The 21427-nt window shown below is 63.7% G+C and carries 19 protein-coding genes; 6 read left to right on the top strand and 13 right to left on the bottom strand.

The genetic code is table 11. From position 1 onward, the window contains the following. Window positions 1–186: 186 nt before the first annotated feature. From ABIF91_RS13830 to rpmB, 5 genes are all read right to left on the bottom strand, one after another. Window positions 187–930, bottom strand: coding sequence for a hypothetical protein (locus ABIF91_RS13830; protein ID WP_424579199.1), 744 nt, complete (start codon window positions 928–930; stop codon window positions 187–189). Between the two features lie 211 nt (window positions 931–1141). Continuing rightward, a complete protein-coding gene (locus tag ABIF91_RS13825; protein WP_208086440.1) occupies window positions 1142–2485 on the bottom strand; it encodes an IS1380-like element ISBdi2 family transposase in 1344 nt (447 codons plus the stop codon). Between the two features lie 406 nt (window positions 2486–2891). Beyond that, window positions 2892–3113: a DEAD/DEAH box helicase gene (locus ABIF91_RS13820; RefSeq protein ID WP_424579198.1), complete on the bottom strand. Its 222-nt coding sequence runs from the start codon at window positions 3111–3113 to the stop codon at window positions 2892–2894. Window positions 3114–3543: 430 nt separating this feature from the next. After that, window positions 3544–4431 (bottom strand): HamA C-terminal domain-containing protein, encoded by an 888-nt coding sequence (locus tag ABIF91_RS13815; protein ID WP_284279969.1) that lies wholly within the window; start codon window positions 4429–4431, stop codon window positions 3544–3546. 241 nt (window positions 4432–4672) lie between these two features. Further along, entirely contained in the window at window positions 4673–4981 is a 309-nt protein-coding gene (rpmB, locus tag ABIF91_RS13810; protein WP_028176922.1) for a 50S ribosomal protein L28, read from the bottom strand. A gap of 615 nt (window positions 4982–5596) precedes the next feature. Here rpmB and ABIF91_RS13805 point away from each other — a divergent pair. Beyond that, entirely contained in the window at window positions 5597–6406 is an 810-nt protein-coding gene (locus tag ABIF91_RS13805) for a DUF3108 domain-containing protein (protein ID WP_424579366.1), read from the top strand. A gap of 498 nt (window positions 6407–6904) precedes the next feature. Here ABIF91_RS13805 and ABIF91_RS13800 read toward each other — a convergent pair whose 3' ends face one another. Continuing rightward, window positions 6905–7216 carry a hypothetical protein gene (locus tag ABIF91_RS13800; RefSeq protein ID WP_080659863.1) on the bottom strand — a complete coding sequence of 104 codons (312 nt, stop codon included), beginning with the start codon at window positions 7214–7216 and terminating at the stop codon, window positions 6905–6907. Between the two features lie 33 nt (window positions 7217–7249). Between ABIF91_RS13800 and ABIF91_RS13795 the strand changes: the two genes are divergently transcribed. From ABIF91_RS13795 to ABIF91_RS13780, 4 genes are all read left to right on the top strand, one after another. Beyond that, window positions 7250–10639, top strand: coding sequence for a helicase-related protein (locus ABIF91_RS13795; protein ID WP_424579197.1), 3390 nt, complete (start codon window positions 7250–7252; stop codon window positions 10637–10639). Between the two features lie 22 nt (window positions 10640–10661). Further along, window positions 10662–10913 carry an RNA-binding S4 domain-containing protein gene (locus ABIF91_RS13790; protein ID WP_063709768.1) on the top strand — a complete coding sequence of 84 codons (252 nt, stop codon included), beginning with the start codon at window positions 10662–10664 and terminating at the stop codon, window positions 10911–10913. Between the two features lie 131 nt (window positions 10914–11044). Continuing rightward, a complete protein-coding gene (gene fdxA, locus ABIF91_RS13785) occupies window positions 11045–11383 on the top strand; it encodes a ferredoxin FdxA (RefSeq protein WP_028176917.1) in 339 nt (112 codons plus the stop codon). Between the two features lie 344 nt (window positions 11384–11727). Next, window positions 11728–12552 (top strand): CarD family transcriptional regulator, encoded by an 825-nt coding sequence (locus tag ABIF91_RS13780; protein WP_284279975.1) that lies wholly within the window; start codon window positions 11728–11730, stop codon window positions 12550–12552. Window positions 12553–12925: 373 nt separating this feature from the next. Here ABIF91_RS13780 and ABIF91_RS13775 read toward each other — a convergent pair whose 3' ends face one another. From ABIF91_RS13775 to cyoA, 7 genes are read right to left on the bottom strand one after another with little or no spacing between them, the layout of a single operon-like run. After that, window positions 12926–13459, bottom strand: coding sequence for a response regulator transcription factor (locus ABIF91_RS13775; protein ID WP_028176915.1), 534 nt, complete (start codon window positions 13457–13459; stop codon window positions 12926–12928). Next, window positions 13449–14852: an ATP-binding protein gene (locus ABIF91_RS13770; RefSeq protein WP_028176914.1), complete on the bottom strand. Its 1404-nt coding sequence runs from the start codon at window positions 14850–14852 to the stop codon at window positions 13449–13451. Before ABIF91_RS13770 ends, ABIF91_RS13775 begins: the two co-directional genes overlap by 11 nt. Next, complete coding sequence (locus ABIF91_RS13765; protein ID WP_028176913.1) at window positions 14824–15675, bottom strand: SURF1 family protein; 852 nt, start codon at window positions 15673–15675, stop codon at window positions 14824–14826. The genes ABIF91_RS13770 and ABIF91_RS13765 overlap by 29 nt, the downstream gene beginning before the upstream one ends. Window positions 15676–15688: 13 nt before the next feature. Continuing rightward, window positions 15689–16069 (bottom strand): cytochrome o ubiquinol oxidase subunit IV, encoded by a 381-nt coding sequence (gene cyoD, locus ABIF91_RS13760; RefSeq protein WP_028176912.1) that lies wholly within the window; start codon window positions 16067–16069, stop codon window positions 15689–15691. Next, window positions 16066–16695 (bottom strand): cytochrome o ubiquinol oxidase subunit III, encoded by a 630-nt coding sequence (cyoC, locus tag ABIF91_RS13755; protein ID WP_028176911.1) that lies wholly within the window; start codon window positions 16693–16695, stop codon window positions 16066–16068. Before cyoC ends, cyoD begins: the two co-directional genes overlap by 4 nt. Then, complete coding sequence (gene cyoB, locus ABIF91_RS13750) at window positions 16696–18693, bottom strand: cytochrome o ubiquinol oxidase subunit I (RefSeq protein WP_028176910.1); 1998 nt, start codon at window positions 18691–18693, stop codon at window positions 16696–16698. Between the two features lie 12 nt (window positions 18694–18705). After that, window positions 18706–19866 (bottom strand): ubiquinol oxidase subunit II, encoded by a 1161-nt coding sequence (cyoA, locus tag ABIF91_RS13745; protein ID WP_028176909.1) that lies wholly within the window; start codon window positions 19864–19866, stop codon window positions 18706–18708. Between the two features lie 181 nt (window positions 19867–20047). On the opposite strand from cyoA, the gene ABIF91_RS13740 reads away from it, so the two are divergent. Next, entirely contained in the window at window positions 20048–21376 is a 1329-nt protein-coding gene (locus ABIF91_RS13740) for an MFS transporter (protein ID WP_028176908.1), read from the top strand. Window positions 21377–21427: the final 51 nt, after the last annotated feature.

Here is a 21427-nt window from a genome sequence, read left to right as displayed (position 1 = left end):
GCGTTGTCAAATCCACGCGCGAGTCTCGCTCATCCCGTCCACCTAAACGAGGTGGGGTCGTCGTACCGCTATCAAGTAATGTAAGTACGGTGCTTTGCAGATGTCGCTTCAAGACGTTCAACTCCCCGGCCCCTTGCTGGCTAAAGGGGTCGAACATAAACGTCCTGCCTGACCGGCTACTGCTGTTCAGCGGCGCTGACGGCGATCATCAGGTGGGGGAGTTTCAAGTGACCATACCCGGGGGATTTTGACCGACCCACGGGGATGTACACCGCGGCGGGCCAAATCAGCCAAAGCCACCAGTTCAGCATCTTTCTCGTTCTGTGGGCCGTCAATTAGTTGGCTGAGCAGAAGAGCAATCTCTTCAGCTTCCGCTGGGCCGTTCGCATAGACAAGAGTGCCTCCCTTTGAGCCAATGGAAGTCGCGATAAGCGCCAGCTTCTTTTTGAGGGATGTGGGGCGCGCTTGTAGTGTGACCGAACCAATTGGAAGGTAAGTTTCCTTAGATTGCCGCAATTTAAACAGCCATTCCGTAGCCTTTCTTGAGGGCTGCGTAGCCATGACTACGTTCTGAAGGACAGTGGGGATGTCACTGTCTACAGCTTCTTTCCGTGTGGTAGCTGGCGCGTCATCGAGAAGAGCTTCCGGGTTTTGGGTCGCTGGGCTTATGAATACAATCTTGATCTTGGGGTTGCTTCGGCTGGCCCGCTCGATCGCATCCTGCAAGACAACCCCGCGTAAGTGGTCGCCAACCTTGTGTGCTTCGTCTGCTACCAGAATATCTATCCTCATTCCGTCATTGAAGCCGTTCGCTAACAGATGAAGTCGCTCTTGAGTTAAGATGTAGATGAGCTTCTTGCCCGCCTTAGATGCGTCTAGATGCTTTGCGGAAAGAGGAAGAGAAGTTACCTCGATGTCTTCAATAGACATTCTTTTGATCAGTGAGGTCAGATTGCCCTCGATTTCGCTCGCTAGCCCGTCCTATTCGTGAGAGTGCGGCTTTTGGGCCCGATTGATGCGGCCGCACATCTTGTCTGACGAGGCGCACAGGATTGCCTTCGGCTTTTCGCCGCCTGACGATCGGTACTTTGCAACGCGCTTGAGGGATGGGTTGGGCGAACGGGGGCGGACGCCCCGCCGGTCAAGGACCGAGCGGCAGCAGCGCGCCGGGCAAGCCGCAGATCAGGTCGGCTTCGGGACATGCCGCGGCAAACGCAAGGCGAATGCGGCTCGTGGTCTCGACGACACGGGCGGCGATTTTCAAGAGCCGAAGACGCAGCGTCGCGAACTCGGCAGCGGCCAATTCCCGGGCTTTGGGAATGGCGTCGCGCACGGTCAGCATCAGCCAATAAGCGGCCGTATGGAGCACGAGACGGACCTGGTTGGCGAGCGCCGAACGGCAGCTGGTGCGATCGGAGGCGAGCTGCGTCTTATGCAGCTTGATCAGATTCTCGGCTTGGCCGCGCGCGCAATACAGGCTGTCGTAGATCCACTCGGCCGAGCCGACATCGAGGCTGGTGACGACGAAACGGATGTCGAGGCCGAGCATCGTCGCCTCAATACGGGCGACGGTGCGCCGTTCGCGATCCCAGGACTTTGCCTTGTGGCGCGTCTCGGTATAGCCACGCAGAACCGGCAGGTTCTCGATGGCGCGTCGCGTGCGGATGTCGTCGGCGACCTCGTCGACTTTTCTGGCGAGAGGCTTGGTGCCGGACAGACCGAAGATGTAGTCGATGCCGTTGGTCTCGCACCACGCCATTGCCTCCGGCCGGGCATAGTGCCCGTCGCCACGGAACGTAATTTGCGTGTTGTGCCATCGCGTCCGGATATGCCGTACCAGGCGGCGCAGATGGGCACGCACCTCGACGCCGCCCGGCGTCTTGCCGGGCCTCAGCACGACCGCCACGGGCCGGCTCTTCTCCGTGTCGTAGACGTGGATCGGCAGGAAGCAGCGTTCGTCATAATGAGCGTTGAACAGCGAGAGCTGCTGATGGCCGTGGACGACGTCGCAGGTATCATCGATGTCGAGCGTGACGGATGCCGGCTCGCGCGGGTAGCTATCCATCCATGCGTCGACCAAAGTGTAGGTCAGCCGGATCACGTCGCGCAGGCGCGGAGCATTCTCCAGCCGCGACAGCGTCGGCTGGGAACACAAATCCCGGCCCGTGTCCGGTAGGCGACCGCAGGCCAGTTTGAATGCCGGATCGGACCTCAGATGATCGAGGTCGTCGGCGTCCTCGTAGCCGCAGCAGATCGCGAACATGCGAGCGCGGAACATATCGACCAGGCTGTGCACGACCCGCGTCGGATCGCGCCGATCCGGGAACACCCGGGCCAGATTGTTGGCCAAACCGAGACGCCGCTCGGCCATCGCCAGAAGCATCACGCCCCCGTTCGAGGTTAGGCGCCCACCATCGAAGGCAGCTGTGACTTTCTTGGCGTGAACGGCTGGAAACGAGAAGGGCGGAATCGTATCGTCGGTCATGGCGGGCGTGGCGTTCGCGGTTGGAGGTGATGGGGTTGGCTTCGCAACCGAATCCTACGCCGCATCAGCGCTTTACCCCTCAGGCGCACTCTTACGAATAAGACGGGTTAAGTTGAAGAAAGATTGAGTGACTCCCGATCATTTCTGTGCCGAAATGTGGAGTCGCGGTCGTGCCGCGTCCAAAGAAACCGGCGCGAGCGGCCTATTAGACGCGGTAGGTGCTCAGCCTCCGAAACGAGACTATCAAGCATGAAGAGATCGAGCGCGAGGCAGAGGTTTTATTTGTGTTGAATTCTTGCTTCTCGATAGTGGTCTGAAATCGTATCATCGGTCATGGCGGGCGTGGCGTTCGCGGTTGAAGGTGATGGGGTGGCTTCGCAACCGAATCCTACGCCGCATCAGCGCTTTACACCACGCTCGCCAGCCTCTCAGGCGCCCTCTCGCGAATAAGACGGGCTAGCGCTCGTGTGGGCGCGAGATAGACGGCGATGGTCGCGCCGCTGGCCTTCATCTCGTCAATGAGCCATTGTAGAACCAGGAATGTTTTTCCTGACGCTGTGGGGGCGGAAGCCGATATCCAGCTTTGCGGGTTGCGTGCTCGATTCCAAATGGATTGACGCTGAGCCATTCGCCCGAGTGTTCGATCAGGATCGAATTGTTAAGCTCTCTGGTAAAAGCTTCTAGTCTGGCCGAAGCGCCGAGCCGTCCAGCCAGACCAGGCTCCAGAAGATGGCGTTGTATCGCTAAGTCAGCAGCTCGGTAGTTCGATAGTTTCTGAAGTAGAATGACGCCGGCATCGTGTATCCTTGTTGGGGTGGGTAGGCTCAATGCGGCGGTTGTGATCCTGAGAGCTGCTTCGATCGGGGTGCGTTCGGTGGCTCGTGCGAGTAAGCTTCCCGCAAGGAGTAGGCGCTCCCAGTCTAGTTCTTTGATTCGAGCTAAGTCGTCGTGGTCGGGCGGTGAGCCGATTAATTCGGATACAACAGTAGCCCTAGTTACAAGTTCTAGGTCTTCTCTGATCCCATCAGATAGTAGCCATTGATGTAGTTCGGCTGGCTTCATTTCTTGCCCAAAGCTGTCAGGAAGGAATCTCTGAAGGCGGCAGCAGACGGCATGGGGACGCAGAGAAATTCAATCTCAAAGTTTGCGAGCTTCTCTTTGGAGATTCGATTTCCAATCTGCCTGCTCCATTTTGCGAGAGCTGATTTCGCAGATGAGGCAATCTCATCCGCGGTGACGGCAGTATTCTCGTTCGGATAGAAGTCGGCATCGAATCCGACTAGTGCAACACCACAGTACTGAACGCGGTTCGAAAGTGGAGATGTCCTATCGAAATATCGACGAAATGCTTTGGTCAAAGTCTCGTCGCTGAGATCGGCTTTATCACTTAGAAGTAGAAGGTCGCGCTCGCGCCCGGCATGTTCTGCGTCAGGCTCAAGCAGGAATGGAGATAGGCTGTAGAGGCAGTCTCTTATGGCTTCCGAAGCGTCGCCGTAAATCTTGGACTCACCCCAGTACAGCTTGATAACTCCTTCGGAAGTTACGCGAGCGTACACACCATCAGATCCGTGATAGTGCATAGAGGTATCAGTCTTGAGATCCATTTTGCACAATACCTGAGGCATCTTGAGGAAGCGTTCAGACAGCAGATAGAGCAACATCTCGCCGCCTTCCCCGGTCTGTGCGAGATGAGTGAATAGATTGAGCGCCTCGTGATGGAGCTGGATCACGGCTCCTGTTGAATGATATTTGGAATCGCGCGCGCGTGCCGCTTGCATCTTGTTTTTGGGAATAGCGTAATCGGCGAGCATCGCCCGCATAAATTCTGCCAGCCTAGCAATCTTGATTCGGCCGTTGGCGTCGACCGTGAGGCAATGGCAATGCAATCTGACTTTGCAATCTTGGAGCGCGACGTCGCGCTCAACAAGACGCAAATGAACGTCCAATTCGTCCGGATCTCCGGCGAGAATTTGGTGCAATAGCTCCGGTGTAAGGTCGGTCAGTCGCCTCGCCCCCAACGTATGTGCTTGTCATGAGCATAGCGGAGCCGAATGCGAGCAGACAACCGTCGTACAACTACCAATAGGTCTAACAAAAACGGCCGGATCTTCCGATCCGGCCGCAACGCAAACTCTACTCGGCTAAGCCTACGCCACGCGACTTAGCCCCCGCCCAATTTCCGAAAACTCAGCTCGCCTGCTTCGCCGGCGCGGTGTCGCCGACCTTCTTCTGGATGGCGCGCTTCAGCTCGAGGGCGCGCGGCGACAGGTTGTCGGCGTTGGCCTTGAGCAGGAAGGGGTCGAGGCCGCCATTGTGGTCGACGCTCTTGACCGCGTTGGTGGAGACGCGCAGGCGCACGTTGCGGCCGAGCGCTTCCGAGATGAACGTCACGTTGACGAGGTTCGGCAGGAAGCGGCGCTTGGTCTTGATGTTGGAGTGGCTGACCTTGTGGCCGACGAGGGGGCCCTTGGCCGTCAGTTCGCAGCGGCGAGACATGGCAAAAATCCTTATCCTGAACCCCCAACGATCTGCGGCCGCCATTCGGGGCGCCACGGGGGCAAATTCTCTTGTCCTTGCAGGGAGCGGGCGGACGTATAGGGGGGAAGGGGCGGGACGTCAAGTTTTTGGGCGGGGATTCGTACCCCGCGCTTTGCCCCCACGCGAGGTGTCATCGCCCGCCCTGGTGCGCAATTGCGCACCAGGGCGGGCGATCCAGTACGCCGAGGCGGCGCGGCTGGAGGCGAGGGGCCGCGGCGTACTGGATGCCCCGGTCCCGTCTCCGCAAGGCTCCGCCGGGCCCACAGCGGTGCTCGGCCGGCGAAGCTTTAGCGAAGACGGCGAGCCGGGGCATGACAGTGGAACATGGGGAGAGTGGGTTACCTCCCGATCACCAAAACGGCAGTGTTTAGCGCGTCTTACCATCACATAAAGGGCGTATTCGCCGCCGAAAGATCAGGGGGAGTTCCGGGGCGGATACGTCCGGACACATTGTTTGCCGCGGTTTTTGGTTTAAGTAACAGCGCATCGCGCCCCCGATCGGATTGTTTCGTGCTTGCAACGCCTCCTTTTGCGCAAAAGCTGCGCTCAGCCCGTCCGCGCCTGGCCGGCTGGCTGATGGCGCTTTGTGCGCTGGCCCTGGCGTGGGGCGCGGTGCCGGCCGCGGCGCAGGGCAAGCTCGAGGCGCAATATGAGGCCTCGCTGGCGGGCATTCCCGTCGGCAAGGGCGCCTGGAACATCGATATCCAGGACGACGTGTTTTCGGCGGCGGCCGCGGGCGGCACCACGGGGCTGCTGAAGTCGTTCACGGGCGGCTCCGGCACCGGCGCCTCGCAGGGCCGCGTCGTCAACGGTGCGCTGGTGGCGACCGGCTACCAGGCTTCCACCACCACCCAGAAGAAGACCGAAGAGATCCGCATCACCCTCGACAAGGGCAATGTGAAGGATTTTGCGATCCTCCCCGAACCGCCGGTCGATCCCGATCGCATCGTCGTCACCGAGGCGCATCGCCGCGGCGTCTGGGACCCCATGACGGCCTCGCTGCTGCGCGTGCCCGGCACTGGCGATCCCGTCTCGCCGGAGGCCTGCCACATCGGCGCGCCGGTGTTCGACGGCCGCATGCGCTACGACCTCAAGCTCGATTTCAAGCGCATGGAGACCGTGAAGGCGGAGAAGGGGTACAAGGGCCCGGTCGTGGTGTGCTCGCTCTATTTCGTGCCTGTCGCCGGCTACATCCCCGATCGTCCCGTGATCAAATACCTCGCCGCCCAGCGCAACATCGAGATCGCCTTCGCCCCCGTCGCCGGCACGCGCATCCTGGTCCCGTTCTGGCTGAAAATGCCGACGCCGCTCGGCCCCGCCATGCTGGAAGCCACAAGCTTCATCACCTCGGCCCAGCCCCCGCGCGTCGCCAAGACGCAGTAGGGCTCTTAACCCTCCCCTGGAGGGGGAGGGTCGATCGCGCGCAGCGCGAGCGGGGTGGGGTGATGTCTCCCCACGGGGACTGCCCGAGTGGAGAGATCACCCCACCCCGGCGCCCATGTCGCTGCGCTCCCTGTGCGCCGACCCTCCCCCTCCAGGGGAGGGTAGGAGAATCTTCGTAAAATCAATGACTTCCCTAGTGTGCATGGGGTTGTTTTCGCGAAAAAAAAGCGTCCGGCCCCAGCACCTGCGTCATGCCCGGGCTTGTCCCGGCCATCCACGTCCTTGCTGCGCCGGGCCGAGAACGTGGATGCCCGGGACAAGCCCGGGCATGACGGCAGAGCGAGACAACGGGAATCCATTTGACTCCTTCCCGATTCTGATTCGACTCCGCGCCGTCCCCAGCTTTAACTGATACGGCCGCTTGTGCGGCGGTCCGAACCTCCATCTAGTGCACAACCAGCACGAGTCCCGCGACATGTTGCGAGAACGGAACGGGACTCAACGGGGAGTCAGCGATTCGGCCGCGATTCGTTCTAGAGTCGTTCCGAAGCTTAAGGCGAACGGGAAAAGCGTCGCAAAGTGAGACAGTTGCGCGGGATTTGGCGAGGGCGCTTTCACGCGCTCGGTGTCATCGCCCGGCTTGACCGGGCGATCCAGTACGCCGAGGCGGTTGTGGTTGAGCGGAGGGGCCGCGGCGTGCTTGATGCCCCGGTCGAGCCGGGGCATGACGGCGGAGTGCTGGGCGCCAGCGCAGCGTTCGGACACTTGGCCGACACCCGGCCCCCGGCCCGCCTCATGCAGCACTGACATTCGCCCAAATCGCCATTACCTAATCCCCCAGACATGGCTTTTTCCTCCTCCCCCTTCGCCTCCGAGCGCGCACCTTCCGATCGCGTGCCCGGCGCCGGCGTCACCGCGGTGCTCGGGCCGACCAACACCGGCAAGACCCATCTCGCCATCGAGCGGATGCTCGCGCATCCCTCGGGCATGATCGGCCTGCCGCTGCGCCTGCTCGCGCGCGAGGTCTACAACAAGATCGCCGACAGGGCCGGTGAAGCCAGCGTCGCGCTGGTCACAGGCGAAGAGAAGATCAAGCCGAAGAACCCGCGCTATTGGGTCTCCACCGTCGAGGCGATGCCGCGCGACCTCGACGTCTCCTTCCTCGCCGTCGACGAGGTCCAGATCGCCGCCGATCTCGAACGCGGCCACGTCTTCACCGATCGCATCCTCAACCGTCGCGGCCGCGACGAGACGCTGCTGCTCGGCGCCGCCACCATGCGCCCGATCATCGAGCGGCTGCTGCCGGGCGTGTCCATGATCACGCGTCCCAGGCTGTCGCAGCTCGAATTCGCCGGCGACCGCAAGATCACCCGCCAGCCGCGCCGCACCGCCATCGTCGCGTTCTCGGCGGATGAAGTCTACGCCATCGCCGAGCTGATCCGCCGCCAGCACGGCGGCGCCGCCGTGGTGCTGGGATCGCTCTCGCCCCGCACCCGCAACGCGCAGGTGGCGATGTTCCAGAACGGCGACGTCGACTATCTCGTCGCCACCGATGCTGTCGGCATGGGCCTCAATCTCGACGTCGACCACGTCGCCTTCGCCTCCGACCGCAAGTTCGACGGCTACCAGTTCCGCCGCCTGACGCCGTCCGAATTCGCGCAGATCGCCGGCCGCGCCGGCCGCGCCACCCGCAACGGCACCTTCGGCACCACGGGCCGCTGCGCGCCGTTCGAGCCCGAACTCGTCAACGCGCTGCAGAACCACACCTTCGATGCCGTGAAGGTGCTGCAATGGCGCAATTCGAAGCTGGACTTCTCCTCGCTCGGCGCGCTCCAGGTGTCGCTGAACCTCGCCCCCGGCCACGAGGCGCTGACGCGCGCGCCGATCGCCGAGGACATGCGCGTGCTCGACCACGCCGCCCGCGACGGCGAGGTGCGCGATATCGCGCATGGCAAGGCCGCCGTGGAACGGCTCTGGGAAGCCTGCCAGGTCCCGGACTACAGAAAACTGTCGCCGGCCGCCCATGCCGAGCTGGTGACGACGCTGTACGGCTTCCTGATGCGGAAGGGCTGCATTCCCGATTCCTGGTTCGAGTCCCAGGTCACCCAGGCCGACCGCATCGACGGCGACATCGACACGCTGTCGGCCCGAATCGCCCAGATCCGCACCTGGACCTTCGTCGCGAACCGCCCGGACTGGCTGAGAGACCCCGAACGCTGGCAGGGGATCGCGCGGGAGGTCGAAAATAAATTATCGGATGCGCTCCATGAACGCTTGACTGAGCGTTTCGTTGATCGCCGGACCAGTGTATTGATGCGCCGCCTGCGGGAGAACACGAGCTTGAATACTGAAATCGGCAAGACCGGCGAAGTCATCGTCGAAGGCCATGTCATCGGCCGCCTCGACGGCTTCACCTTTGCACCGGATGCGGCGGAAGCAGGCTCCGATGCGAAAGCCTTGCAGGCCGCAGCGCAAGCGGTGCTCGCCGGCGAGATCAACGCGCGCGCCGAGAAGCTCGGCAACGCGCCGGACGAGCAGTTCGTGCTGACCTCCGAAGGCATCATCCGCTGGACCGGCGATGCCGTGGCGCGGCTGTCTGCCGCAGACGACGCGCTGCATCCGCGCATCCGCATCATCTCCGACGAGCGCCTGACCGGCGGCCCGCGCGACAAGGTGCAGGCGCGGCTCGAGCTCTGGGTCAAGACGCACATCGAAAAACTGCTCGGGCCGATGTTCGAGCTGTCGAAGGCCGAGGACGTCACCGGCATTGCCCGCGGCATCGCCTATCAGCTGGTCGAGGCGCTCGGCGTGCTCGAGCGCCCCAGGATCGCGAACGAGCTGAAGGATCTCGACCAGTCCTCGCGCGCCGTGCTGCGGAAATACGGCGTCCGCTTCGGCGCTTACCACATCTATTTCCCCGGCCTGCTCAAGCCCGCCGCGCGCGCGCTCGCTGCGCTGCTCTGGGCGCTGAAGCAGGATAATGTCGATCTCTCCGCGCTCTCGGGCGCGCAGCATCTGGCGTCGTCGGGCCGCACCTCGTTCCCGGTCGACAAGGCTCTGCCGCGCGATGCCTATCGCGTGCTCGGCTACAAGCAGGCCGGCGAGCGCGCCGTGCGCGTCGACATCCTGGAGCGGCTGGCCGATCTGATCCGCCCGGCGCTGGCGTGGCGCGAGAATTCGCCCGGCGAAAAGCCCGTCGGCGCATTCGACGGCCGCAGCTTCGTGGTGACGCAGGCGATGACCTCGCTGACGGGATCAGCCGGCGAAGACTTCGCCTCCGTGCTGCGCGCGCTCGGCTATCGCATGGAGAAGCGTCCGCCGCTGCCGCCAAAGCCTGTCGTTGCCGAAACGGTTGCGGCCGAGACGCCGCCCGCCGAGGGCAGCGCGGAGACCTCGACGGAGGCCGTGGCCGGCCTGCCGGCGGAGACGACCGTCTCCACCGAAGCCGCTGACCAGTCCGTCACGGTCGAAGACGCGCCCGGCATGGAGCCGCACGACGAGCCCGCCCGTGAGGAGCCGGCGCTCGAAGCGTCTCCCGAGACCCCCGTCACGCCCGAAGATGCCCCCGGCATTGCGCCGCCGGCAGAAGAGGCTGCGACCTCCCCGGAGGCCGCCGGCCTCGAAGCCGCCGCCGCCGAGACGGCAGCGACCGAAGCCGCGGCAGCGCCCGACGCTGCCGCGCCTGAGGCAGCAGTCGCGCCGGCAGAGCCCGAACTGGTCGAGGTCTGGCGCCCGGCTGGCCGTCACGAGGATCGCAAGCCGCGCCACGAGCGCCATCGCCACCAGCGTCACCATCAGCCGCGTCCGCAGGCCGGTGCCGAAGGTGCCGCGGCCGCGCCGGGCGAAGCGGCTGAAGGCGCCAAGCCTGGCGAGCGCCATCGTCACGGCGGCGGTCGCCGCGATGGCGGCAGGGACTTCCGCAAGCCGCGCGAAGGCGGTGCGGACGGCGCGCCGCGTCCTGAGGGCCGCGACGACAGGAATCGTCGTTTCGAGGGCAAGGGCGGCGACAAGGATCGCAACCGCGACAAGGGCAAGTTCGGTGGAGACCGCGACAAGGGCCGCGACAACCGTGGCCGTGACCGCGACAAGGGCCGCGACCGCCAGGGTGGGCCGTCGCTGCGTCCCTACGCCTCGAGCGCAGGCCCACGCGAGCGCGACCGTCCGGCCGATCCGAACTCGCCCTTCGCCAAGCTCGCCGCGCTGAAGGAGCAGCTGTCCGGTCGGAAGGAGTGACCCTACGACCGAACGGCAGCGCATCGACAAATGGCTGTGGCACGCGCGGGTGGTGAAGGCGCGCACCTCCGCGGCCGAGCTCGTCGTCACCGGCCATGTCCGCGTCAACGGCGTACGCGAGACATCGCCGGGGCATGCGATCAAGGCCGGCGACGTGCTCACCATCGCACTCGATCGCACGGTGCGCGTCCTGAAGGTGACGGGCTTCAACGAACGCCGCGGCGATGCTGCCTCGGCACGGGGGCTCTATGAGGAACTCGGGACACGCAATTAATTGCGCCTTGTATTCACTTCTTGGTCGATCAAACGCGCAAAGCCGTCATGATTGGCCTTCCCGATCTTGCGGCGCCGGGCCATCCGCGCTACGCAAGCCGCGACTTTTAAAAGAGCTTTTCGGAGCGTTGGATGACTTACGTCGTCACTGAAAACTGCATTAAGTGCAAGTACACCGACTGCGTCGAGGTCTGCCCGGTCGACTGCTTCTACGAGGGTGACAACATGCTGGTCATCCACCCCGACGAGTGCATCGATTGCGGCGTGTGCGAGCCGGAATGCCCCGCCGACGCCATCAAGCCGGACACGGAACCGGGCCTCGATAAGTGGCTCCAGGTCAACGCCGACTACGCCAAGAGCTGGCCCAACATCACCCAGAAGAAAGAATCGCCCGCCGACGCCAAAGAATTCGACGGCATGGAAGGCAAGTTCGAGAAATATTTTTCTCCAAACCCGGGCTCGGGCGACTAATTCGGGCCCAAACTTAACCCTAATAGCGGCGCTGCCACCGAAAACCAGCCCTGAAGACCCCTAAATCATTGATTTTTGCGGGAAATGTGCTATATTGGGCACATTAAGCCGAACCCCGTCAGCCCGTTTGGCCCCTCTGGGTTCCCGTGAAACCAAATGTCGAACAGGGGCGTGGCAGTTTCCGCGCGCAGGCTGTGTCACAGAAAACGCGTAAAAAGAGTACTTCAGCGAGGGCTTCCCATAAGGAGGCCAAAAAAGTCGCCGCGGCCAGCCGTAGCGCATCCAAGGGTCGGACCGCGACGAAGGCGCCGGCTGCAAAGTCCTCGAAGAACAAAAGAAGCGCAATGCCTAACAAGACTGCCAAACCGGCCGCGAAAGCGACCGCCGCCAAGCCTGTTGCTGCCAAGCCTGTGACTGCAAAGCCGGTAGCTGCCAAGGCTCCCGCTGCCAAGCCCGCGACGAAGGCTCCTGTTGCCGCTGCGCCTGCCAAGGCTCCCGCCGCGGCGAAGCCGGCTGCCAAGCCCGCTGCTGCGCCGAAGGTCGAGGAAAAGAAGGTCGTGACCCAGCGCCAGGGCTTCAAGGCCAACGAGTTCGTCGTCTATCCCGCTCACGGCGTCGGCCAGATCCTGGCCATCGAGGAGCAGGAGATCGCCGGTGCGAAGCTCGAGCTGTTCGTCATCAACTTCATCAAGGACAAGATGACGCTGCGCGTGCCCACCGCCAAGGTCGCCAATGTCGGCATGCGCAAGCTGTCCGATCCGGCGCTGGTCAAGAAGGCGCTGGAGACGCTCAAGGGCCGCGCCCGCGTCAAGCGCACCATGTGGTCGCGCCGCGCCCAGGAATACGAAGCGAAGATCAATTCGGGCGACATCGTCGCGATCGCGGAAGTCGTGCGCGACCTCTATCGCTCGGAGTCGCAGCCGGAGCAGTCCTACAGCGAACGCCAGCTCTATGAAGCGGCGCTCGACCGTCTCTCCCGCGAGATCGCGGTGGTGCAGCACTCGACCGAGACCGAAGCGGTCAAGGAGATCGAAGCCCAGCTCGCCAAGAGCCCGCGCCGCACCAGTGCCAAGGCAGAAGCCGCTGACGGCGAAGCCGACACGGATGCCGAGGGCGAGACCGACGACACCGATGGCGACGACACCACCGTCGCCGACGAGGCCGCGTAAGCCTCGCGTCAAACGCAAGAGATCAAAAGCCCGGCCATTCGGCCGGGCTTTTTGTTTGGGTTCGGAGGGTGGGCTGAAGGGGAATGTGTCTTGGTTGAGTCGATGCCGCGGCCCTCACCCGGATTGCTCAGGCGCGCAATTGCGCCCCGTAGCAATCCGACCTCTCCCCGTCGGGGAGAGGTAATCGCCCGCGCCGATCGAGCCTGACTCCATCATGCTTTAGCCCGTGCGATCGTGCGAAGCACAATCGCACGGCGTAACCCGCCAACGTCAGTGTCCGCATCGAAAGAAGTGGTGGGTTACAACAAGCAGATGCGCTTTGCGCACCTGGAGGGCCTACCTCACCACCTACGCGTGCTACGTTCTCGCTGCATCACTTCACCGGCCGCTTCTCGAGCTTCCTTGCCAGCGTCCGCCGGTGCATGCCCAGCCGTCGTGCCGCTTCCGAGATGTTGAACTCCGTCTCGATCAGGGTCTGGTGGATGCGCTCCCATTCCAGCGTCTTGATCGAGGTCGGCCGCGCGTCGAGCGCGACCTCGGCGTTGCCTTCGGCCTTGGTGAAGGCGGCCTCGATGTCGTCGGTGTTCGACGGCTTTGCCAGATAGTGGCATGCGCCCAGCTTGATCGCTTCGACGGCGGTGGAGATGCTGGCAAAGCCGGTCAGCACCACGATCAGCATGTCCGGATCATGCGTGTGCAGGAGCTCGACGCAGGCGAGGCCCGAGGCGCCGCCGAGCTTGAGGTCGACCACGGCGTGGCCGAATGAGCGTTGCTCCAGCACCTGGCGCACCTCCTCGATCGAGGCGGCGAGCACGACCTCGTAGCCGCGGCGCTCGAACGAGCGCTTCAGCGTGCGCGCGAAGCCGGCGTCGTCCTCGACGACGATGAGCGAACGGTCAGGCGTCAAAACTTCCTCCGATCGCGAGCGTTGCGAGCGGCAACGTCAGGCGCACCGTGGCGCCGCGCTTCCTGTGGTTCTCGGCAGTCACGGCGCCCCCCAATTTGCGTACGACGTTCACCACCAGGAACAGGCCGAGCCCGCCGCCGGCGCGGCCCTTGCTCGAGTGGTAGGGCTTGCCGAGCTGCGCCAGCATCTCCGGCGCAAAGCCCGGGCCGCGGTCGCTGATCGACAGCACGAGATTGTCGCCTTCGCGCTCGGCCACGAGCTCGACCCAGTCGCGCGAGACCTCATAGGCATTGTCGAGCACGTTGAAGATCACTTGTTTCAACGCCACGTCGGAGACGATCGCGACGTCCTCGCCGAACGTATTGACGAAGTAGAGCGTGCGGGCCGAACGCGCGTTGCGCCACTCTTCGACCAGTGCCGTGACGAAGGCCGTCACCGTCGTCGGCGAGGAGCCTTCGCCGCGCGCTTCGCCCGCCGACACAAGGATACCCGTGACGATCGATTTGCAGCGTTGCAGCGAGGTCTCCATCTCCGCAAGATCCTCGGCAAGCTCCTGATCGGCGGCGAGATCCGGCATGCGACGCCAGTCGCTGAGGATCACCGAGAGCGAGGCCAGCGGCGTGCCGAGCTCATGTGCCGCGCCGGAGGCGAGCAGGCCCATGCGCACGATGTGGTCCTGCTCGGCGGCATGCTGACGCAGCGCCGCCAGATGCGCATCGCGCTCGCGCAAATTCCTGTTGATGCGGGTGACGAACACCACCAGCAGCACGGCGTTGAGCACGAAGCCGAGCAGCATGCCTGTTACGGTGAGGGTATAGGTCTCGCTCAGCGGATTGGGCGGCAGGTCGAGCGGCCGGTGGGCCAATGTCAGCCAGACAAAGCTCGCGCAGCTCAGTGCGACCAGCGACCAGGTCGAGCGGGCATCGAGCAGCACCGCGCCCAGCGTCACTTGGAGCAGGAACAGCGAAGTGAAGGGATTGGTGGCGCCGCCGGAGAGATAGAGCTGCGCGGTCAGCGCGGCGACGTCCAGCATCAGGGCGACCAGGAGCTCGTTGTTGGTGATCGCGGCGCGATGGCGCACCCAGACCAGGCTGGAGACGTTGAGCAGCACCAGCGCGCCGATCACCGCGCCCATCCGCTCCAATGGCAGGGGGATGCCGAGGCCAAAATGCACGGCGCCAATGGTCACGATCTGGCCGACCACCGCGGTCCAGCGCAGCTGGATCAACAGCGCCATGTTCTTGCGGTTGGTCTCGTCGTCGGTCGGAGCGGTGCCGATCAGCTCGCTGCGCGCATCGGCCTGCGACTGCAGCGTGACGGCGAGCACGTCACGCGCAAGCGTCTGGGAAAGCGTTTTCCCGTCGTCAGGTCGGCTCGACGATCGTTCCAGCATCTGATCCCGTCCTGCGGGCGGCGGCATCCGAGCCGCCGGCCCTTTCGTGGACGAAGCGCTTGCGGCGGAACAGCCCGCCGCCGAATGTGACGAAGAGTTTACCGGCCAGCATGAAAGCCAGGGCAAACCACGTCAGCGCGTAGATCAGGTGGTTATTGGGAAAGCGGATCACGGTCAATCCGCCGATCGGACCGCCGGCGACTTGTGATCCGGCGTCGGCATCGACGAAGAAGGGCGCGACGTCGTGAAGGCCGCGTGCCGCCGCAATCGCGGCGACGTCCCGTGAATACCAGCGGTTGTGCTCGGGCGCGTTGTCCCGGAGAAATCCGCCTTTCGGTTCCGTCATGCGAAGCAGGCCGGTGATCTCGACCTGACCGTCGGGATTGCCGCCCCTGCGCGTCGACGCGTCGCGCCGCTCGGACGGCACGAAGCCTCGATTGATCAGCACCAGCGTGTCGTCGCTGCGCTTCAGCGGCGTCAGCACCCAATAGCCCGGGCCTTCCTCGGTGACGGCCTGAACCAGAGTCTCGCGGTCGTGCAGGAAGCGGCCGCTGACGCTGACGTGCCTGTATTCGTCGTTCGCGGCGCTGATGGTGGGCCATGACGCGGGCGAGGGAACCGGCTGCGCCGGCGCATGAACGCGCTGCTCGACGCGGTCGATCAACGCCAGCTTCCAGACCCGGCGTTCGATCTGCCAGACGCCGAGCGCGATCAGAACGACAAAGGCGATGAGCAAGAGGGCCGTGAGCCACAAGGAAGGGGCGCGCACAGCCTCGCTGTGCTCCTCCCCTGGCTTGCTCGTCACGGTCCGGGTCTTGCTCACTTCGGAGCCTCGCTCAGTTCATCCCCGGCATCTGGTGCACCGGCATCATGTTGCTGTTGAGGTGGCTCATCACCCACAGCGAACCGGACAGCGCGATCACCACCATCACGATGGTGAAGATCAGCGCCATCATGCTCCAGCCGTTCTCGGAGGTCGCGTTCATGTGCAGGAAATAGATCATGTGCACGACGATCTGCACGACCGCGAAGGCCATGATGACCAGCGCGGTGATCTGCTTGCTCGGAAGCGCCCCGCTCATCACCAGCCAGAACGGGATCGCGGTGAGCACCACCGAGAGCACGAAGCCGAGCAGATAGGTCGAGAACGTGCCGTGGGCGTGGCCGTCGCCGTGGTGATGATGGTCCGCATGGGCGGCGTGGGTATCGGTGTTCATCGCAGAACTCCCAGGAGATAGACGAAGGTGAAGACGCCGATCCAGACCACGTCGAGAAAGTGCCAGAACATCGACAGGCACATCAGGCGGCGGCGGTTGGCCTCGATCAGGCCGAATCTCTGGACCTGCACCATCAGCGTCACCAGCCAGATCAGGCCGCACGAGACGTGCAGGCCGTGGGTGCCGACCAGGGTGAAGAAGGCCGACAGGAAGGCGCTGCGCTGCGGTGTGGCGCCCTCGTGAATCATGTGGGCGAACTCGGTGAGCTCGATGCCGATGAACGCGGCGCCGAACAGGCCGGTGATCGCCAGCCACATCTGGGTCTGGCCGACCTTGTTCTGCTGCATCGTCAGCATGGCAAAGCCATAGGTGATCGACGACAGCAGCAGCATCGACGTGTTCACCGCGACCAGGTTCAGGTCGAACAGGTCCTTCGGCGCGGGCCCGGCGGCGTAATTGCCGCCGAGCACGCCGTAGGTGGCGAACAGGATCGCGAAGATGAGACAGTCGCTCATCAGGTAGATCCAGAAGCCGAGCGCGGTGCTCCAGCCTTCCGGATGCGGATGTTCGTCGGCGAGATAGAAGACCGGCTCGCCGGTTTGCGAGGGATTGACAGCGACAGTCATTTACTTGGCTCCGGCGAGCAGTTTGGTGCGCGCGTCCTCCGTCCGGATGATGTCTTCAGCCGGAATGTCGAAGTCGCGGTGATAGTTGAAGGTATGGCCGATCCCGACGGCGAGCATCGCGATGAAGCTCGCAGCCGCCAGCCACCACATGTACCAGATCAGGCCGAAACCCATCGCGGTGGCGAGGCCGGCGAGGATGATGCCGGTGCCGGTGCTGCTCGGCATGTGGATCGGCCTGAACCCGGTGAGCGGACGCTGATAGCCGCGCTTCTTCATGTCCCACCACGCGTCGTTGTCGTGAACGACGGGGGTGAAGGCGAAGTTGTAGTCCGGCGGGGGCGAGGAGGTCGCCCATTCCAGCGTACGCGCGTCCCAGGGATCGCCGGTGACGTCCTTGAGCTGCTCGCGCTTGAGCAGGCTGACCGCGAACTGCATCAGCATGGAGAGGATGCCGATGAAGATGAAGAGGGCACCGATCGCGGCGATGACGAACCAGATCTGAAGCGAGGGATCTTCGAACACGCGCAGGCGGCGGGTCACCCCCATCAGGCCGAGCACGTAGAGCGGCATGAAGGCGAGATAGAAGCCGGTGACCCAGAACCAGAACGACATCTTGCCCCAGAACGGATCGAGCTTGAAGCCGAACGCCTTCGGGAACCAATAGTTGATGCCGGCGAACGCGCCGAACACCACGCCGCCGATGATCACGTTGTGGAAGTGCGCGATCAGGAACAGGCTGTTGTGCAGGACGAAGTCGGCCGGCGGCACCGCGAGCAGAACGCCGGTCATGCCGCCGATCACGAAGGTCAGCATGAAGGCGATCGTCCACATCATCGGCAGCTCGTAGCGGATACGGCCGCGATACATCGTGAACAGCCAGTTGAACATCTTCGCGCCCGTCGGGATCGAGATGATCATCGTGGTGATGCCGAAGAACGAATTGACGCTGGCGCCCGACCCCATCGTGAAGAAATGGTGCAGCCACACCAGGTACGACAGGATGGTGATGACGACCGTGGCGTAGACCATCGAGGTATAGCCGAACAGCCGCTTGCCCGAGAAGGTCGAGGTGACCTCGGAGAAGATGCCGAAGGCGGGGAGAACCAGGATGTAGACCTCGGGGTGGCCCCAGATCCAGATCAGGTTCACGTACATCATCGGGCTGCCGCCGAAATCGTTCGTGAAGAAGTTGGTTCCGACGTAGCGGTCGAGCGAGAGCAGCGCGAGCACGACGGTCAGGACGGGGAAGGAGGCGACGATCAGGACGTTGGTGCAGAGCGAGGTCCAGGTGAACACCGGCATCTTCATCATCGTCATGCCGGGGCACCGCAGCTTGACGATGGTGCAGATCAGATTGATGCCGGATAGCGTCGTTCCGACACCGGCGACCTGCAGCGCCCAGATGTAATAGTCCACGCCGACATCGGGACTGTAGCCGATGTTCGAGAGCGGCGGATACGCCAGCCAGCCGGTGCGGGCGAATTCGCCGATGAACAGCGAGGCCATCACCAGCACCGCGCCGCCGACCGTCATCCAGAAGCTGAAATTGTTCAGGAACGGGAACGACACGTCGCGGGCGCCGATCTGGAGCGGCACGACATAGTTCATCAGGCCCGTGACCAGCGGCATCGCCACGAAGAAGATCATGATCACGCCGTGGGCGGTGAAGACCTGGTCGTAGTGATGGGCGTTGAGATAGCCTTCGGAGCCGCCAAAGGCGAGCATCTGCTGGCCGCGCATCATCAGCGCGTCGGCGAAGCCGCGCAGCAGCATCACGATGCCGAGGATCATGTACATGATGCCGATGCGCTTGTGGTCCACCGTGGTGAACCACTCGCGCCAGAGATAGCCCCAGAGACGGAAATAGGTGAGGCCGCCGAGCAGCGCGGCGCCGCCGAGCGCCACCACCACGAAAGTGCCGACGACGATCGGCTCGTGCAGCGGCAGCGATTCGAAGCCGAGCCGGCCGAAGATGAGCTTGAGAAAATCAGGAGACATGCGGGATCTCTACTAGGAGTCTGACTTCGGACGCTGTCCGAGGAAGAAGGACGAGGACTTGAGCGGCGTGAACGACGGCCGCTTCAGGCCGGCGCCGATGAGCGGCATGGTGTCGGTCGGGGCCGTGATCGAGGCGGTGGTCTTGCCCTGCGGCGCATCCGGCGTGCAGGTACCGGCGACGAAGCTCGGCTCCGGCCCAAACGCGGTGCCGCGGCGGGCGTATTTGTCGTAGGCCAGCGGCAGCGTGTTGTTCAGGCCCTGATGGCCGGCGCCGCCCTTGGCGTCGATCGCCATCATCTCGCTCTGGCACATCTTGCCGGTCTCGACGCACATGTTGAGGATCAGGCGGTAGAGATCGGCATCGACGGTGCCCCAGCGCCGCACCGGCTCGTTCTGGCTGGGCTTTTCGAGCTGGAGATATTCGGCGCGGCCGAGCGAGCCGCCGGCCGACTTGGCGCTGGCGATCCAGGCGTCAAAGCCCGTGTCGTCGAGGCCCTTGAAGTTGAAGTGCATGCCGGAGAAGCCGGCGCCGCTGTAATTCGCCGAGAACCCCTTGTAGGTGCCGGGGTGGTTGACGACGGCGTGGAGCTTGGTCTCCATGCCGGGCATTGCGTAGATCTGGCCGGCGAGCGCGGGGATGTAGAACGAGTTCATCACCGAGGAGGCGGTGATGCGGAAGTTGATCGGACGATCGACGGGCGCGGCCAACTCGTTGACGGTCGCGATGCCGTAGCCCGGATAGATGAAGAGCCACTTCCAGTCGAGCGCGACGACATCGACCTCGAGCGGGGCCTTGGACTGGTCCACGGCGCGGTCGGCATGAATGCGGCCGAGGGTGCGGTACGGATCGAGCAGATGCGTGCCCATCCAGGTCAGCGCGCCCAGGCAGACGATGATCAGCAGCGGCGCCGACCAGATCACCAGCTCGAGCTTGGTCGAGTGGTCCCATTCCGGCTCGTAGCGAGCGGCCGTGTTGGACTGGCGGTAACGCCAGGCGAACAGCGCCGTCAGCGCCATCACGGGGAGGACGATCAGGAGCATCAGGACGGTGGAGATGATGACGAGGTCGCGCTGCTGGGCAGCGATGTCGCCGGCTGGCGTCAGCACGACGTAGTTGCAGCCGCTGAGTGCAACTGCCAGGGGTAGTAGCGCCAGGATCTTGAGACGAGACACGGGCCGAGCCTTTGAGAATGAGTTTCCTTTGCGGGGGCAACGGGTAGCTGCGACGCAACAATCCGGACATTGGACAATTTGTCCAATGTTGCAGTGCAGAATGTTGGGACAGACAGAACCGGATTGCCTGGCCTCCGGCCGGGCGGTCGGCTTTGGTTTTCAGGACGTTAAGGGCGCACGAATGGCGACGGCACAGACCCCCGCAATGGCAGACCTCCACACGGGCGAGCACGGCCACGACCAGGCCAGTCCCGGCGAGATCGCTATCGGCGTCATCATCGGCCGCACCTCGGAATTCTTCGACTTCTTCGTCTTCGCGATCGCCTCGGTGATCGTGTTCCCGCGCCTGGTGTTTCCATTCGCGAGCGAGCTGACCGGCACCCTTTATTCGTTCATGATCTTCGCGCTGGCCTTCATGGCCCGGCCGATCGGCACCGTCATTTTCATGACGATCGACCGGACGTACGGCAAGACGGCAAAGCTGATCTCGGCTCTGTTCCTGCTCGGCACCGCCACCGTGGCGCTCGCGTTCCTGCCCGGCTATCACGAGATCGGCGTCGCCGCGATCTGGCTGCTGGCGCTGGCGCGCATCGCGCAGGGTCTGGCCTGGGGCGGCGCCTGGGACGGCATGGCTTCGCTACTGGCGCTGAACGCCCCGTCCTCCCAGCGCGGCTGGTACGCGATGGTGCCGCAGCTCGGCGCCCCGCTCGGACTGATCGTGGCGAGCGCGCTGTTCGCCTATTTCGCCGGCAATCTTTCCGCGGATGATTTCTTCGACTGGGGCTGGCGCTATCCGTTCTTCGTCGCCTTCGCCATCAACGTCGTGGCGCTGTTTGCGCGCCTGCGCATGGTGACGACGGAAGAATACGCCACGCTGTTCGAGACCCGCGAATTGCAGCCCTCGCGCATCTCCGAGACTGTCGCGCGCGAAGGCCAGAACATCATGCTCGGCGCATTCGCGCCGCTCGCGAGCTTCGCGCTGTTCCACATGGTCACGGTGTTTCCGCTGTCCTGGGTGTTCCTGTTCACGCGCGAGAGCCCGGTGCGCTTCCTGATCATCGAGATCGTCGCCGCCGTGTTCGGCGTTGCCGCGATCGTGATCTCCGGCATCATCGCCGACCGCGTCGGCCGCAAATCGCTGCTGATGGGATCGGCGATCGCGATCGCGATCTATAGCGGCTTTGCCCCGCAGCTGCTCGATGCCGGCGCGTTCGGAGAGACCATCTACATGGTGATCGGCTTCATCCTGCTCGGCCTGTCCTTCGGCCAGTCCTCCGGCGCGATCGCCTCGAACTTCCGGCAGACATACCGCTACACCGCATCGGCATTGACCTCGGACATGGCCTGGCTGTTCGGCGCCGGCTTTGCCCCGCTGGTGGCGCTGCTGCTCGCCACCAATCTCGGCGTCATCGCTTCGGGTGCGTATCTGCTCTCGGGCGCGTTCTGGACCCTGCTCGCGCTCTGGCTCAGCGGCCAGCGCGAGGCCGGCGACATGGACGCCGGGCGTTAAGGTCTCAGCGGTTGCCGCATCATAGGTGTCGTAGGGTGGGCAAAGGCGCAT

Source organism: Bradyrhizobium sp. USDA 241 (assembly GCF_049739505.1).
Taxonomy (GTDB): domain Bacteria; phylum Pseudomonadota; class Alphaproteobacteria; order Rhizobiales; family Xanthobacteraceae; genus Bradyrhizobium; species Bradyrhizobium liaoningense.
This window is presented reverse-complemented; position numbering and strand designations above follow the sequence as displayed.